At 35.3% G+C, this 15,636-nt stretch carries 16 protein-coding genes; 12 read left to right on the top strand and 4 right to left on the bottom strand.

What is annotated here, in order from left to right:
- Positions 1-18 precede the first annotated feature (18 nt).
- The gene (gene fldA / locus J3U23_RS01255; RefSeq protein ID WP_065562251.1) at positions 19-531 is read right to left on the bottom strand and encodes a flavodoxin FldA; all 513 of its coding nucleotides are present in this window, start codon (positions 529-531) and stop codon (positions 19-21) included.
- Positions 532-704: 173 nt separating this feature from the next.
- On the opposite strand from fldA, the gene sucC reads away from it, so the two are divergent.
- The 11 genes from sucC (at position 705) to hslU (ending at position 10,328) form a co-directional block, all read left to right on the top strand.
- Positions 705-1,871 carry an ADP-forming succinate--CoA ligase subunit beta gene (gene sucC / locus J3U23_RS01260; RefSeq protein WP_065562250.1) on the top strand — a complete coding sequence of 389 codons (1,167 nt, stop codon included), beginning with the start codon at positions 705-707 and terminating at the stop codon, positions 1,869-1,871.
- Positions 1,872-1,895: 24 nt separating this feature from the next.
- Positions 1,896-2,762, top strand: coding sequence for a succinate--CoA ligase subunit alpha (sucD, locus tag J3U23_RS01265; protein ID WP_065562249.1), 867 nt, complete (start codon positions 1,896-1,898; stop codon positions 2,760-2,762).
- Between the two features lie 101 nt (positions 2,763-2,863).
- A complete protein-coding gene (locus J3U23_RS01270; RefSeq protein ID WP_065734264.1) occupies positions 2,864-4,435 on the top strand; it encodes a cytochrome ubiquinol oxidase subunit I in 1,572 nt (523 codons plus the stop codon).
- A gap of 19 nt (positions 4,436-4,454) precedes the next feature.
- Complete coding sequence (gene cydB, locus J3U23_RS01275; protein WP_065562247.1) at positions 4,455-5,591, top strand: cytochrome d ubiquinol oxidase subunit II; 1,137 nt, start codon at positions 4,455-4,457, stop codon at positions 5,589-5,591.
- Between the two features lie 9 nt (positions 5,592-5,600).
- On the top strand, positions 5,601-5,705 hold the full coding sequence (gene cydX, locus J3U23_RS01280) for a cytochrome bd-I oxidase subunit CydX (protein WP_065562246.1): 105 nt from the start codon (positions 5,601-5,603) through the stop codon (positions 5,703-5,705).
- Between the two features lie 166 nt (positions 5,706-5,871).
- Positions 5,872-6,267 carry a tol-pal system-associated acyl-CoA thioesterase gene (gene ybgC / locus J3U23_RS01285; RefSeq protein ID WP_065734265.1) on the top strand — a complete coding sequence of 132 codons (396 nt, stop codon included), beginning with the start codon at positions 5,872-5,874 and terminating at the stop codon, positions 6,265-6,267.
- Positions 6,268-6,948: a protein TolQ gene (gene tolQ / locus J3U23_RS01290; RefSeq protein WP_065734266.1), complete on the top strand. Its 681-nt coding sequence runs from the start codon at positions 6,268-6,270 to the stop codon at positions 6,946-6,948.
- 2 nt (positions 6,949-6,950) lie between these two features.
- The gene (tolR, locus tag J3U23_RS01295) at positions 6,951-7,370 is read left to right on the top strand and encodes a colicin uptake protein TolR (RefSeq protein WP_086364301.1); all 420 of its coding nucleotides are present in this window, start codon (positions 6,951-6,953) and stop codon (positions 7,368-7,370) included.
- Between the two features lie 26 nt (positions 7,371-7,396).
- Positions 7,397-8,278: a cell envelope integrity protein TolA gene (gene tolA / locus J3U23_RS01300; protein WP_267338241.1), complete on the top strand. Its 882-nt coding sequence runs from the start codon at positions 7,397-7,399 to the stop codon at positions 8,276-8,278.
- A 165-nt stretch (positions 8,279-8,443) separates the two neighbouring features.
- A complete protein-coding gene (gene hslV / locus J3U23_RS01305; RefSeq protein WP_065562241.1) occupies positions 8,444-8,971 on the top strand; it encodes an ATP-dependent protease subunit HslV in 528 nt (175 codons plus the stop codon).
- Between the two features lie 28 nt (positions 8,972-8,999).
- Positions 9,000-10,328: an HslU--HslV peptidase ATPase subunit gene (hslU, locus tag J3U23_RS01310; protein WP_065734269.1), complete on the top strand. Its 1,329-nt coding sequence runs from the start codon at positions 9,000-9,002 to the stop codon at positions 10,326-10,328.
- A gap of 81 nt (positions 10,329-10,409) precedes the next feature.
- Here hslU and asmA read toward each other — a convergent pair whose 3' ends face one another.
- The 3 genes from asmA to mltA all read right to left on the bottom strand — a co-directional run bounded on the left by asmA (position 10,410) and on the right by mltA (position 14,041).
- Positions 10,410-12,284, bottom strand: a complete 1,875-nt coding sequence (asmA, locus tag J3U23_RS01315) for an outer membrane assembly protein AsmA (RefSeq protein ID WP_267338242.1) — start codon at positions 12,282-12,284, stop codon at positions 10,410-10,412.
- Positions 12,285-12,316: 32 nt separating this feature from the next.
- The gene (gene dcd, locus J3U23_RS01320; RefSeq protein WP_065562238.1) at positions 12,317-12,898 is read right to left on the bottom strand and encodes a dCTP deaminase; all 582 of its coding nucleotides are present in this window, start codon (positions 12,896-12,898) and stop codon (positions 12,317-12,319) included.
- Between the two features lie 69 nt (positions 12,899-12,967).
- Positions 12,968-14,041, bottom strand: coding sequence for a murein transglycosylase A (gene mltA, locus J3U23_RS01325; RefSeq protein ID WP_267338243.1), 1,074 nt, complete (start codon positions 14,039-14,041; stop codon positions 12,968-12,970).
- Positions 14,042-14,239: 198 nt separating this feature from the next.
- Here mltA and cycA point away from each other — a divergent pair, with 198 nt between their 5' ends.
- Positions 14,240-15,613: a D-serine/D-alanine/glycine transporter gene (cycA, locus tag J3U23_RS01330; protein ID WP_267331218.1), complete on the top strand. Its 1,374-nt coding sequence runs from the start codon at positions 14,240-14,242 to the stop codon at positions 15,611-15,613.
- Positions 15,614-15,636: the final 23 nt, after the last annotated feature.

Raw genomic sequence — 15,636 nt, forward strand, 5'->3', positions numbered from 1 at the left:
ATAAATCACTCTGATAGATCAAATATTCATTTCGGTTTTTACTTGGTTTACCCAATTATTAATTCTTTCTTCTGTTAATTCTGGTTGGCGATCTTCATCAATTGCTAAACCTACAAAGTGGTTGTCATCAACTAAGCTTTTAGATGCTTCAAAACTGTAACCTTCAGTAGACCAATGACCGACAATTTTTGCGCCTTTAGGTTCGATAATATCGCGAATTGTTCCCATTGCATCACAAAAATATTCAGCATAATCTTCTTGGTCACCACAGCCAAATATTGCGACTGTTTTGCCATTAAAGTCAACGTTTTCTAAGTTAGGAAAAAAATCATCCCAATCCGCTTGAGACTCACCGTAATACCAAGTTGGAATACCAAAAAATAAGAAGTCATATTTTTCGATATGTTCTTTTGTTGTTTTTGCGATATCAAAAAGATCTGCTTTGTCTGTACCTAAAATTTGTTGGATTTGTTTAGCTACATTTTCTGTGTTGCCTGTGTCACTACCAAAAAAAATTCCAACTTGTGCCATATTTTTACCTTTACTGTTTTTACAATATACATGTTTTGAGTATAACACTGTCGGTAGTTATCAGCAATAATTCTCAATTACTCCAAACATAAGTAATTATTTACTACACAATTTTTTCAACTTGAATTAAAATTAGCCACTATTTTATGGCAATCGACGTTTCGGAATTATTTATGAATCTGCATGAGTATCAATCAAAACACCTATTTAAACAATATAATTTGCCAGTGCCAGAAGGTTATGTGTGTAATTCAATCGATGAAATACAAGATACATTGGCTGAGCTCTCTTCTCAATCTAATGCTTGGGTAGCAAAGTGCCAAGTTCATGCAGGTGGACGTGGTAAGTCAGGTGGGGTAATTTGTACTAAAGATTTTAATGAAATTAGATTGTTTGCTGAAAAATGGTTAGGTCAATATTTAGTGACTTATCAAACAACGTCTAAAGGGCAACCAGTTAATAAAATTTTAATTGAAAAAGCGTCTAATATAGAGAAAGAGCTTTATTTAGGGGCGGTTGTTGATCGTAGTACAAAACGCATTGTGATTATGGCATCTACCGAAGGTGGTGTTGAGATCGAAAAAGTCGCTGAGCAATCGCCACATTTAATTCATAAAATATCACTCGACCCTTTAACAGGACCATGCGGATATCAAGGCCGAGAGTTAGCTTTTAAACTTGGCTTAACCGGTAAATTAGTCAATCAATTCGCTAAATTATTTGTTAATTTTGCTAATCTTTTCATTGAAAAAGATGTTTCTTTAGCAGAAGTCAATCCTTTAGTTATTACCGATACACAAGAATTAATCTGCCTAGATGCTAAAGTTGTGCTAGATGATAATGCTATGTTTAGACATCCTGATTTAGTCGTATTAAGAGATACTACACAGGAAGACGAACGGGAGTCGATAGCGGCTAAACAAGGCATTAGCTATGTATCTTTAGATGGCAATATTGGTTGCATGGTTAATGGCGCAGGCCTTGCTATGGCAACTATGGATATGATTAAACTTTATGGTGGTGAGCCAGCAAACTTTTTAGATGTTGGTGGTGGCACGACAAAAGAACGGGTTGCCGAAGCCTTTAAATTGATACTTTCTGATAAAAATGTGAAAGCAATATTAGTCAATATTTTTGGTGGTATTGTTCGCTGCGATCTTATTGCTAATGGCATTATTGATGCAATTAAGGAAATAGGTTTGACTGTTCCTGTTGTCGTTCGTCTTGAAGGTAATAATGCGGAACTAGCAAGAGATATTTTAGCTAAAAGTAAATTAAATGTTATTACCGCAAAAAGTTTAGTCGATGCAGCCCAACAGATCGTCAGTGTTGCACAATAAGAGAATGGGTGGAGAATAATTACTATGTCAATTTTGATTAATAAAGATACAAAAGTTATTTGTCAGGGATTTACTGGCAGCCAAGGTACATTCCATTCTGAACAAGCACTGGCTTATGGTACTAAATTAGTTGGTGGTGTAACACCAGGCAAAGGTGGTACGACACATTTAGGTTTACCTGTTTTTAATACCGTTAAAGAAGCAGTTGAAGCAACCGGTGCAACTGCAACCGTTATTTATGTTCCCGCTGCTTTTGGTAAAGATTCAATTTTAGAAGCCATTGATGCAGGTATAAAATTAATCGTCTGTATTACAGAAGGCATTCCAACCTTGGATATGCTTATTGTTAAAGAAAAATTAACCCAAAATGATGTTGTGATGATTGGTCCAAATTGCCCAGGAATTATTGTTCCTGATGAGTGTAAAATTGGTATCATGCCTGGACATATTCATTTAGCTGGTAAAGTTGGGATTGTTTCGCGTTCAGGTACGCTAACTTATGAAGCAGTTAAACAAACAACCGATATTGGATTAGGCCAATCCGTTTGCGTCGGAATCGGTGGTGATCCCATTCCCGGCAGTGATTTTATTTCAATATTAAAATTACTCCAACAAGATCCTAAAACAGAAGCAATAGTTATGATTGGTGAAATTGGTGGTAGCGCAGAAGAAGAAGCCGCCAATTATATTAAACATAATGTTACTAAACCTGTAGTTGCTTATATAGCTGGTGTTTCGGCCCCAGCCGGCAAACGTATGGGACATGCAGGTGCAATCATTTCTGGCAATAAAGGTACCGCAGCAGAAAAAACTAAAGCACTGCAATCAGCAGGTGTTACTGTTGTAAGTAGCTTAGCTCAAATTGGTGAAGCAATAAAAAAACATTTTTAAGTTTTATTTTTTTGACATTAATCAATTTTTATTCATTAAATTTTGTTGTACAATAATAACGTTACAAAATTTGTGGGCATTTAAGGATAAGGGAGCGCTTTATGTTAGATATAGTAGAACTGTCACGCCTTCAGTTTGCACTCACTGCGATGTATCATTTTATTTTTGTACCATTAACGCTTGGTATGGCGTTTATGCTTGCAATTATGGAAACGGTATACGTTGTTAGTGGTAAGCAAGTCTGGAAAGATATGACTAAATTCTGGGGTAAACTATTTGGTATCAACTTCGCTGTTGGTGTTGCTACTGGTTTAACTATGGAATTTCAGTTTGGTACAAATTGGTCTTATTATTCGCATTATGTAGGTGATATTTTCGGTGCACCGCTTGCAATAGAAGGATTAATGGCATTTTTCTTAGAATCAACCATGGTTGGTTTATTCTTTTTTGGATGGGATAGATTAAGCCGTGGCAAGCATTTAATGGTCACTTGGTGTGTGGCTTTTGGTTCTAATCTTTCTGCGCTCTGGATTTTAGTTGCCAATGGTTGGATGCAGTTCCCTGTCGGCTCAGACTTTAATCCGATTAACTCAAGAATGGAAATGCAAAGTTTTTTTGAGTTAATTACCAATTCTGTTGCTCAATATAAATTCGTTCACACCGTAGCAGCGGGTTATTTAACTGGTGCTATTTTTGTCTTAAGTATTAGTTCATATTATTTACTCAAAAAACGTGATTTACCATTTGCTAAGCGCTCTTTTGCTGTAGCTGCAGTATTTGGTTTTATTATGTCAATTGTGGTCGCTATTATGGGTGATGAAGCTGGTCATGAAATGACTACTGTACAGCCGGTTAAATTAGCTGCAATTGAAGCTGAATGGGAAACTCAGCCAGCACCTGCGTCGTTCAACGTTATTGCGTTCCCTTCACAAGAGAAAAAAGAGAACTTGTTTGCGGTTGAAATTCCTTATGCGATGGGAATTATGACAACTCGCTCATTAGATACCAAAGTAACTGGTTTAAAAGATATTTTAGCGGTTAATGAGACTCGAATTCGTAATGGTATTTTAGCGTATTCAAATTTAGAAAAAATTCAAAAAGGTGATAAAGACCCTGCGGTATTAAAAGCCTTTGAAGATAATAAAGTTGATTTAGGCTATGGTTACCTAGTTAAACGTTTTACCGATAAAGATAACCTAACAATTCCAGAAGCTACTGAAGAACATATTAAAGCAGCGACTGAAGATTCAATCCCCGCTGTATGGCCTTTATTCTGGGCATTTAGAGGAATGGTTGGCTTTGGTTTATTAATGATTTTAGGTACTGGTCTTGCTTTATGGTCAACTTACAAAAATAAAATTGGTGAAAAACGTTGGTTATGCCGTTTACTTCTTTTATCACTCCCATTCCCTTGGCTAGCATGTGAATGTGGTTGGTTTGTTGCAGAATATGGTCGTCAACCTTGGGCAATTCAAGACATATTGCCAACTGGAGTAGCTAATTCATCATTAACTCCAGGTGAAGTACTATTCACTATGGTTCTTATTTGTGGACTTTATACAATGTTCTTAGTTGCTGAGATGTTCTTAATGTTTAAGTTTGCTCGATTAGGACCAAGCTCTTTAGGTACTGGCAGCTATCATTATGAAAAAACACAATCGATATCAGAATAAGGCATAGGGAGTATATACAATGATTGATTATGAAATTGTAAGAGTCACCTGGTGGGTGCTGATTAGCGTTGTGTTAATCGCTTTTGTTGTCACCGATGGTTTTGATATGGGTGTTGGTATCTTACTACCATTTATTGGCAAAACTGATACTGAACGCCGTATTATGATAAATGCAATAGCACCACACTGGGATGGTAACCAAGTTTGGTTAATTACTGGTGGTGCAGGTATTTTTGCTGCTTGGCCTATGGCTTATGCGGTATCTTTTTCCGGATTTTATATTGCGATGATTTTGGTGTTATGTGCACTGTTTTTTAGACCAATTGGGTTTGATTATCGTAGTAAATTAGAAAATTCTAAATGGCGTAATATGTGGGATATCGCAATCTTTTTAGGTAGCTTTGTTCCTGCTCTTGTTTTCGGTGTTGCATTCGGAAACTTGTTAGAAGGCGTTCCATTTAGATTTGATAATAGTTATCGCTCTTTTTATGATGGGTCATTTTTTGGTTTACTTAACCCATTTGCAATATTAGCAGGTGTTGTGAGTTTAATGTTAATCGTTGCTCATGGTGGTGCTTGGTTGCAAATGAAAACTTCTGGTGAACTTTATTTAAGAGCAAGAAAAGCAACTCAAATAGCTAGTTTAATTATGTTAATTGCATTTGTATTAGCTGGAGTTTGGGTTGCCTTCGGTATTCATGGTTATGAGGTAACTAGCGCTATAGATCCTAATGGTGTTTCAAACCCATTGAGCAAAACTGTTTCGACAGATGTTTCATGGTTAAAAAATTACATGAACTATCCAATATTATGGGTTGTACCAGCTTTAGGTGTTTTATTACCTTTATTTACTATTTTATTTTCTAGTTTAAATAAAAATGGATTAGTGTTTTTATCTTCTGCACTAACCATTGCTTGTGTATTACTGACATATGGTATTGCGACATTCCCATTCATCATTCCTTCAAGCATTATGCCAAATGCGAGTTTGACAATTTGGGACGCATCTTCTAGCCAATTAACACTTAATATCATGTTTGGTGTAGCACTAATCTTTGTACCACTCATTCTGTTCTATACCACATGGTGTTACATTAAGATGTTTGGCCGTTTAGATAAAAATCATATTGAAAATAATAAACATTCACTTTATTAAGGATTTATTATGTATTACTTTCTATGGTTAGCAGGATTAATTGCAGCTTGTATGCTTGCAGTTGTTACAGGACTTTGGCTTGAAAATAACGATAAAGAAACTAAAGAGTCATAAAATAGATAAAAAGGTGGCAAATTGCCACCTTTTTAGTTATAGGGCTGTATATTAGACAAATAATTAACAAATGATAATTGTTTTCATTTAACTATTTTTATATCATAGTGCAGCGAATTTTATAATCATATATAATGACGCAAATTTTTTGTTCAAATTATAAAATATGAAACAATTCAATTGGAATGCAAGAGTCTATTATGAAGACACAGATGCTGGCGGAGTAGTTTATCATGCTAGGTATCTAGCCTTCTTTGAACGAGCTAGAACGGAAATGCTAAGACATCTTGATATTAGTCAGCAAAAGTTATTACAGGAAGGTATTGCATTTGTTGTCAAAAAGATGGATATTAGCTACGATTTTCCAGCCCGTTTAGATGACATGCTAACTATCAGCACTAAGGTTGAGCAAATTCGTAAGGCGTCTATTATTTTTAAACAGACAATTTTAAACCAGAATAAGCAAATTATCAGCAGCGCTGATGTCGTTATTGCTTGTGTCAATATGACTAAAATGAAGCCGTGTGCGCTTCCCAAGTTATTAGTTTTGGAGTTAATTTAAGTGGATAATCTCAATATTATTGATCTATTTTTACAAGCTGGACTTTTAGTACAAGGTGTTATGTTATTGTTATTAGCATTTTCGGTAATGTCTTGGGCTATCATTTTCCAACGTAGCAAAATTTTAAGCAAAGCAAAAAAACAAGTCGAACAGTTTGACGATAGTTTTTGGTCTGCCGAAGACTTAAATGTGCTCTTTGATAAAGCAAAATTCAATAAAGAAGAGATCTGTGGCACAGAACATATTTTCTATTCGGGATTTAAAGAATTTTCTCGTTTATATCAAATTAATCCAAATATGCCAGAAGCTGCATTAGATGGCGCATCTCGTTCAATGCGTTTAGCAATGAATCGTGAATTAGATAACTTAGAATTGCATATTCCATTCTTAGGAACAGTCGGTTCAATCAGTCCATATATTGGTCTTTTTGGTACTGTGTGGGGTATTATGCATGCCTTTATTTCACTTGGCGCAGTTAAGCAAGCTACATTACAAATGGTTGCACCAGGTATTGCGGAAGCGTTAATTGCAACAGCTATTGGTTTGTTTGCGGCGATTCCAGCTGTATTAGCATATAATCGATTATCATTAAGTGTAAGTCGAATGGAACAAAACTATTTGAACTTCATTGATGAGTTTTCTACAATTTTACAACGTCAAGCAGTAGCTGTTAGGAAATAATTATGAGTAGACGTTCACGCTATTCAACCAAATCAGAAATCAATATTGTACCGTTACTTGACGTATTGCTTGTATTAGTATTGATTTTTATGGCGACAGCCCCAATTATTAGTCAAAGTGTTGAAGTTGATCTGCCTGAAGCGACAGAGTCAAAAACTGTTTCACCTTCCGATAATAAACCAATTATTATTGAGGTTTCCGGAGTTGGTGTTTATGCAATAATTATTGACCAAAATCGACAATCGAATATACCTCAAGAGCAAATTGTTGCAGAAGTTAAACAGCAAATGTCATTAAATGATAAAGCAGTGTTTTTAGTCGGTGGAGCTAAACAAGTTCCTTACGAAGAAATTATAAAAGCTTTGAATTTGCTTCAATCTGCGGGTGTTAAATCGGTCGGTTTGATGACTCAACCAATTTAAATTAATAATTATAAAAAATGTCAGCAATGTCTAACAAGTTAAGATCAAAACTAAGTCTACCAGTTATCATATCCATTATTTTACATGGTATATTGATTATTGTTTTAGGATATCAATTTATTCCTGATGATAATGGAGAAAATTACGGTAGTATTAATGGTAATTCTATTGATGCAATCATGATTGATCCGTCAGTTATGACCGAACAATATCAAAGACAATTGCAGGCGCAAGTTAATCAGGAAAAAGCAAATCAACAGCGTCAAGAGCAATTAGACAAACAAGTTAAAGAATTAGCCGAAAAAGCTGCTGCAGAAAAAGCCGCTGCAGAGAAAGCCGCTGCTGAAAAAGCTGCTGCCGAAAAAGCTGCTGCTGAGAAAGCCGCTGCTGAAAAGGCTGCTGCTGAGAAAGCCGCTGCAGAAAAAGCTGCTGCTGAAAAGGCTGCTGCTGAGAAAGCCGCTGCAGAAAAAGCTGCCGCTGAGAAAGCTGCTGCAGAAAAAGCTGCCGCCGAGAAGGCCGCAGCTGCAAAAAGGGCTGAGCAAGCAAAAAAGGATAAAGCGCTTAATGAGCTCTTAGGTGGTCTCACATCAGGCTCTCCTGATGTTTCCGGTGGTGCAGCTAGTCGTAAAGGTGTCTCAGATGGCGAATTAAATAAATATAGATCGTTAGTACAAAATGCAATTAGTAATAAGTTTATTAATCCGCAAAATCTTTATCGAGGAAAAACTTGTACATTGCAAATCCAGATAGCACCTGATGGATTATTGCTGAATGTCACCTCAAAAGGAGGTGATGCTGATTTATGTCGAGAGGCATTAGCAGCTACTAAATTAGCGGTTATACCAAAACCTTCTAGTAAGTTATACAATGAAGTTAAAACAATGACTATTGATTTCCAACCCAAATAAGTAAGATCTGAACTGCTTAAATCTTAATACGATATTTAACCATTTCATCTATTAATAAATAAATATTTCGCATTTTAATAATCAGATGTTGAAAATTTATTAATCATCCCAATATATTCTCTATTCATTCCGAATTAAGTGTTTTAGTAAGAGAAGGAGCAGAATATGACAACAATTGTCAGTGTCCGTCGTGAAGGTCAAGTCGTTATTGGAGGCGATGGGCAAGTTACATTAGGTGAACGAATTATTATGAAAGGTAATGCTCGAAAAGTTCGCCGTTTATACAATAATAAAGTGATAGCAGGATTTGCTGGAGGTACAGCAGATGCTTTTACTTTATTTGAATTATTTGAACGTAAATTAGAAATGCATCAAGGCCATTTAACTAAAGCGGCAGTTGAACTAGCCAAAGATTGGCGAACCGATAGGATGTTGCGTAAGTTAGAAGCATTACTTGCTGTAGCTGATGAAACCGCATCATTAATTATTACTGGTACAGGGGATGTTATTCAACCAGAAGATGATCTGATTGCGATTGGATCTGGTGGACCTTATGCTCAAGCTGCTGCAAGAGCTTTATTAGATAATACTTCATTATCTGCGCATGATATTGTACAAAAATCGCTATCAATAGCTGGTGACATTTGTGTTTACACCAATAACTTCCAAACTATTGAAGAGCTTAATTACTAATTAAAACTGATTTAAGAGAAATATTATTATGTCTGAAATGACTCCTCGCGAAATTGTAAGCGAATTAAACCAACATATTATTGGACAAGATAAAGCAAAACGTTCTGTTGCTATTGCTTTACGTAATCGCTGGCGTCGTATGCAACTTGATGAAGCATTACGTCATGAAGTTACCCCAAAAAATATTCTTATGATAGGCCCAACAGGGGTAGGTAAAACAGAAATCGCAAGACGATTAGCTAAACTTGCACATGCTCCATTTATCAAAGTAGAGGCCACAAAATTTACGGAAGTTGGTTATGTAGGTAAAGAAGTTGACTCAATCATTCGTGATCTTACCGATTCTGCTGTTAAGATGATTCGTCAAGAAGCAATTGAACGAAATCGTAATAGAGCAGAAGAATTAGCTGAAGAACGTATTTTAGATGTGCTAGTACCGCCAGCAAAAGATGGTTGGGGGCAAGTTGAAAACAATAATGATTCAACTGCTAGACAAGCATTTAGAAAAAAATTACGTGAAGGCGCTCTTGATGATAAGGAAATTGAGATTGAAATAGCTGGCGTTAATATTGGTGTTGAAATTATGGCACCGCCAGGTATGGAAGAGATGACCAATCAACTGCAGTCAATGTTTCAAAATTTAGGTGGTCAAAAAACCAAAGCTCGTAAAATGAAGATCAAAGATGCCTTGAAACAGCTAATTGAAGAAGAAGCTGCTAAATTGGTTAATCCCGATGATCTTAAACACGAAGCCATTGAAGCTGTCGAGCAAAATGGTATTGTGTTTATCGATGAGATCGATAAGGTGTGTAAGCGTGGTAATTCATCTGGTCCTGATGTTTCACGTGAAGGTGTTCAACGTGATTTACTACCACTTGTTGAAGGTTGTACTGTTTCAACTAAACATGGTTCAGTAAAAACTGATCATATTTTGTTTATCGCATCAGGTGCGTTCCAAACTGCGAGTCCTTCAGATTTGATTCCTGAGCTGCAAGGACGTTTACCAATTCGCGTTGAATTACAAGCATTAACTAGTGAAGATTTTGAGCGTATTTTAACGGAACCTAATGCGTCGTTAACAGTGCAATATAAAGCATTAATGGCAACAGAAGGTGTTAATATTGATTTTACACCAGATGGGATTCGTAAAATTGCTGAATCTGCTTGGCAAGTTAATGAGCAAAATGAGAATATCGGTGCTCGCCGTTTGCATACTGTGCTTGAACGTTTGATGGAAGAGGTTTCTTTCGAAGCTAGTGAATTGGGTGGTCAAACCATTACAATTGATGCTAAATATGTCAGCGATCATCTTGATAAACTTGTTGCTGATGAAGATTTAAGCAAATTCATTTTATAATCAAATAGATTAATTGAATAAAAAAAGGTGAGTTATTTAGCTCACCTTTTTTATATCTATTATCATTATTTCATCAAATATTTATTTCTTGATAAATTCACCTAAAATATCAACTGCTTTTTGTCTAGATTTATCTTTATCTCTGGAACCATTGTTTTCTAATTTATCACGTAGCTTATCTAAACGTTGTTGTAATTTATCACTAAGCACATCAGATACTATTTTGGCAATATCTAGTTGATAGTGTAAATTAGAAAATTGACCATATATACGTAGTGGTATAGTCACTTTTTGTAGTTTTGCAATAGTTTCACTTTTACTATTCCAACCACCTAATATTTTTATATTTAGATTAACATCTAAATCACGATTAACCATTCCCACTCTTCCTGAACTATCTATTACATTTAATGTTTCAGAGTTTGCATTGAGTGAATTAAGATCAATGTTACCTTGATTTATATAAGCATTGGTTGTGATTTTATGAAACTCAGTATATTTTTTATGATTTTCAGAATTTATATTACCATTGCTATATTTCGCGGCGGCATTTTCGATGATGCTTTGGATGTTAATATTATTTAGTTTAGCATTAGTAATGACGATATTAGCATTACCTTTAATGTTCTCTAATAATTTAGTTGTTGATAATGTATTGGCTTCTAATACTCCAGAAGCATTGAATATACCATCAAGATCATAAGCCATATTCATCTGCGTAAAAAATGAGCTTAAATTGATATTGCTAACTTTAGTATTCAATTTAACTTGTGGGTTTTTTTGTTTACCATTAGCGGTGCCGTTGGCAGCAATTTGCCCATTTGCAAAATTGAAAGTTAGATTTTTTAAGTTTGCTATACCATCTTGATTGTCAACTTCAACATTCAAATTACCTAATGCAATTTTATCCGCTTTGACTTCTTTGATATTTATTTTTGCTTTTCCATCAAATGAATTAAGCATACTTAATTCATTATCATTTTTGGAAACATTCGATACAACTGGTGAAGTTTGTTGAACGTTAGTACTTTTCGTTGAATTTTCATTTTTTTGGATAAAAGGTGTTAAATCAAATTTATTTGAATTTAATTGGAAATCGATCACCGGTTTGTTATCAAAACGGACATTGATCTTACTTGTAAAATCATTATCGTTAATTGAGAAAACCAAATTTTGGCTATCCAATTGCATTGGTGCTTTTTGATAATTAAATACGCCAGTTACATTACCTTTTATCTCTTTTTCTGAATTGACTATGCCGTTAAACGTGTAATCCAATTTTTTTAAATCAATAACTGCTTTTTCAGGGAATTGGGCTAAATCAATATTGGCGTTTAATGAATAATATAAGTCTTGCTGGTTTTTATCGATATTCCCATTGAGTTCAAGAGAAAGGTTTTTATCGTTATTTTTTTCTAATAACAGATTAATATTTCTGAAATTTATCAAATCACGATTATGCTGAAATGCAATTGTACTATCCGCTATTTCAAACTTATTTAAACTGAACTTCCAATCAGATGGATTTTTTTTATCTTCAGATGGTTGTTTTTCAGAAGAATTAGTTATAGCTTGAGTGCTATTTTTAGCATTTTCACCTTTGCTTTCATCCGTAATATTGATTGTTGCTGATTTAATAAATACATTTTTAATTGCTAAATTTTTTGAAAACAAAGGAAGAAGCTCAACATCAAGCCTCATGTTGTCAGCGGTTAAAAGAGGTTTTGTTGCACCGCTATCGGATAATTTAACCGAATCAGTTAAAATACTAACTTGAGGCCAGATATGCCAACGTAGATTGCCCTCTATAGTCAGTTCATACCCTGTTTTGTCTTTCACTGTTTGTGAGATGTAACCACGAAAATTATTAGGATCAACAAATATAATAAGGGAAGCGATACTGATAACAATGACCAAAATTAAGATAAATAGCGTAACCAATATTTTTTTTATCATATTAATGTCCTTTATTAAGGTTATGAACTGTATTAGTCTTTATCAATACGACTGGCGACAGCGCCATGTTGGTCTTTATACTTTGCATCTTGTCTGCGATTATATGGTCTAGAAGCTGGTCCACTAAGTGTTTCAAAACTTAATGCACCAATAGTCATACCAGGTCTAAGTGCTACTGGTATCTTTCCTGAGTTGTAAAATTCTAAAACAATTTGTCCATGCCAGCCTGGATCGATACGATGAGCAGTAACATGTACCATAAGTCCTAAGCGAGCTAATGATGAACGGCCATCTAACCAGCCAACCAAATCATCAGGAATAGTAACTGATTCGAGTGTCACTGCTAAAGCAAGTTCGCCAGGATGTAAATAAAATGCTTCACCTTCAGCTAATATCATCTCTTCGCTCATAACGCGATCTAGAACGGCTGCAACTTCTTCTTTAGGTCCACTTAAATCAATATAAGGTGTTGTATGCTCTCTGAAAGTACGAAATTGATTACCTAATCGAACATCTACTGTTGCTCCATTAATACAACTTGATGCAGGTTGTGGCGTGATTTTTAATTTACCACTATCTAAATATGCTTCAATATCACGGTCACATAATCTCATAAGTTATCCTTAAAGTCTGCTTTTTATCTTATTCTAGCAGGTTCTTTTGATGGCGTCGATGTTGGTTGGTTAAGGTTGTATCACCCAAGCTCGACCAAAATGATTGTAATAACCTGCTTGTTTACCTGCTTTGTTTCCTATACCTAGATAAAGATCAAAGTGATGGCCTTTAATTGCCCCGCCAACATCAAGCGCAACCATTAAACGAACTTCCCGCCTTCCACGATATTGACCATCATTATCAAGCAGTGGTACATCAACTAATACAACTGAACCGGTTGGGACTAATGTTTTATCTGATGCCACTGCTGCATTGGCAACTAAAGGTACTGCTGCTGCACCTTTTACTTCGGCGTTATATTGCGGTTTAAAAAACACAAATGATCGGTTTTGGATTAATAGCTCTTTGACTTTCTTTTCACTCTTACTTTTTGCCCAATCTCTTATGGATTGAATAGACATATCTTCTTTAGCGATCTCTCCTGATTCAACCAATAAGCGTCCTATACTTGAATAGCCATGGCCATTTTTTCCACCATAACAGAAGAAAACAAGCGGATTACCATCTTCAAAATCGATATAGGCACTTCCTTGGACTTCCATTATGAAATTGTCCATTAATGAATTACTATAAGCGATCTCCAGTCCTTTTCCAGCTAATGCGCCATTGTAGATCTGTTCTCGACTTGGTAACTGCCCTTTAGATTGGGTTGGCATTCTATAAATTGGATATTTAAATTCACCAGTTGGTTGGTATCTAGCCTTAATAACCGGAGTGTAATAACCGGTTAGATGTACATTACCATATCCATCTTTACCAGCCATTTCATAACTTTTTAGACCCACTTTATGGAATTCTGCTGAGCCCAATGAGCGATTAATCCAAGCATCAACGGCTTTATAAATATGTTCATTTTTACGATACAAAGAAGGCGATGTTGTTTTTATTTTTTCAATTTGAATCGTATAGTCAGAAATATTTACAGGCACAGCTAAATACGGACGACTGGCATTTAAATCATGTGGTAGTTTACCGTCTTTAAATTGTTTACTTGATGAATTAGGATCACTCTGGCAGCCAGCAAGTAGTGACATGATAAATGCTAAACATAATAGATAAATGTGAAATTTGTTTTCTTTCATCTTGATAATTTATTGTAATAAGTTAAATGATATGGTTGGTTATGCTACACAATTCTATTATAAGAAACTACCAATAATTATGATATTGCTATAAAAATTTTTCATGTGATTGAGCTTGCGATTTAGCGCTGTAGACTTTATAGTCCTTTACTTCTTATAAAAAAACGAAAATTGTAAAAACGACAGGTAATCGATACGATGAACAGTACGTCTTCAAATAATGATCTTAAACGAAATCTCTCCAGTAGACATATTCAACTAATAGCAATAAGTGGTGCAATTGGTACGGGATTATTTATGGGTTCTGGGAAGACAATCAGCCTTGCCGGACCATCTATTGTTTTTGTGTACATGATTATTGGGTTTGTTTTATTTTTTGTTATGCGGGCAATGGGAGAAATTTTATTATCCAACCTAAATTATAAATCATTCAGTGATTTTGCTAACGATTTATTGGGTCCTTGGGCTGGTTTTTTTACTGGTTGGACTTATTGGTTTTGTTGGGTAATTACCGGAATTGCAGATGTTGTTGCTATCGCAGGATATGCTCAACACTGGTTTCCAGAACTACAAGCATGGATCCCAATGCTACTTACAGTTATTGTGCTTTTAACTTTGAATTTGTTAACTGTTAGGATGTTTGGTGAAACTGAGTTTTGGTTTTCTATGATCAAAATAGTGGCCATTTTAGCCTTGATAGCTATTGGACTTGTTTTAGTCTTCACGGCTTATCATTCAGAACAAACCAATACTACGGCTGCGTTTTCTAATCTTTGGGAGTATGGTGGTTTCTTTCCCCATGGTACGATGGGATTTTTTGCTGGTTTCCAAATTGCAATTTTTGCCTTTGTTGGTATTGAGCTTGTTGGAACTACAGCGGCTGAAACACTAGATCCAAATAAAAATTTACCAAGGGCAATTAATTCAGTGCCAGCACGAATTATCTTTTTCTATGTTTTTGCCTTGATTATTATCATGAGTGTAACACCTTGGCAGTTTATTTCACCCAATAAAAGCCCATTTGTTGAACTATTTACCTTGATTGGCTTACCTGCTGCGGCAAGTATTATCAATTTTGTGGTATTAACTTCGGCGGCTTCTTCAGCCAATAGTGGTATTTACTCAACCAGTCGAATGTTGTTTGGTCTTGCTAAAAAACAAGATGCACCAGAACCATTTGGTAAATTATCAAGACGTTCAGTCCCCGCTAATGGTTTGTTATTTTCATGTACCTGCTTGTTCGGTGGGGTAGTACTGATTTATTTAGTACCAAATGTGATGGAAGCATTCACTATTGTAACGACTATTTCTGCCATTTTATTTATGTTTATTTGGTCGTTGATATTGATTTCCTATATTGCTTATCGCCGTAAAAAAGCTAATTTGCATCAAGAATCACAATTTAAAATGCCTGGTGGAATTTTTATGTGTTATGTTTGTTTAGCGTTTTTTGCTTTTGTGATTGTGTTATTGACATTTGAAGCTGATACTCGCCAAGCACTGATCGCAACCCCACTATGGTTTATTATTTTAGGTGTGAGTTACTTTATTCGTTCATCAACACGCCAATAGCTCTCATCTTTAATCGGCAGGTT

Source organism: Gilliamella sp. B3367 (assembly GCF_026536825.1).
GTDB classification, from domain to species: domain Bacteria; phylum Pseudomonadota; class Gammaproteobacteria; order Enterobacterales; family Orbaceae; genus Gilliamella; species Gilliamella apicola_E.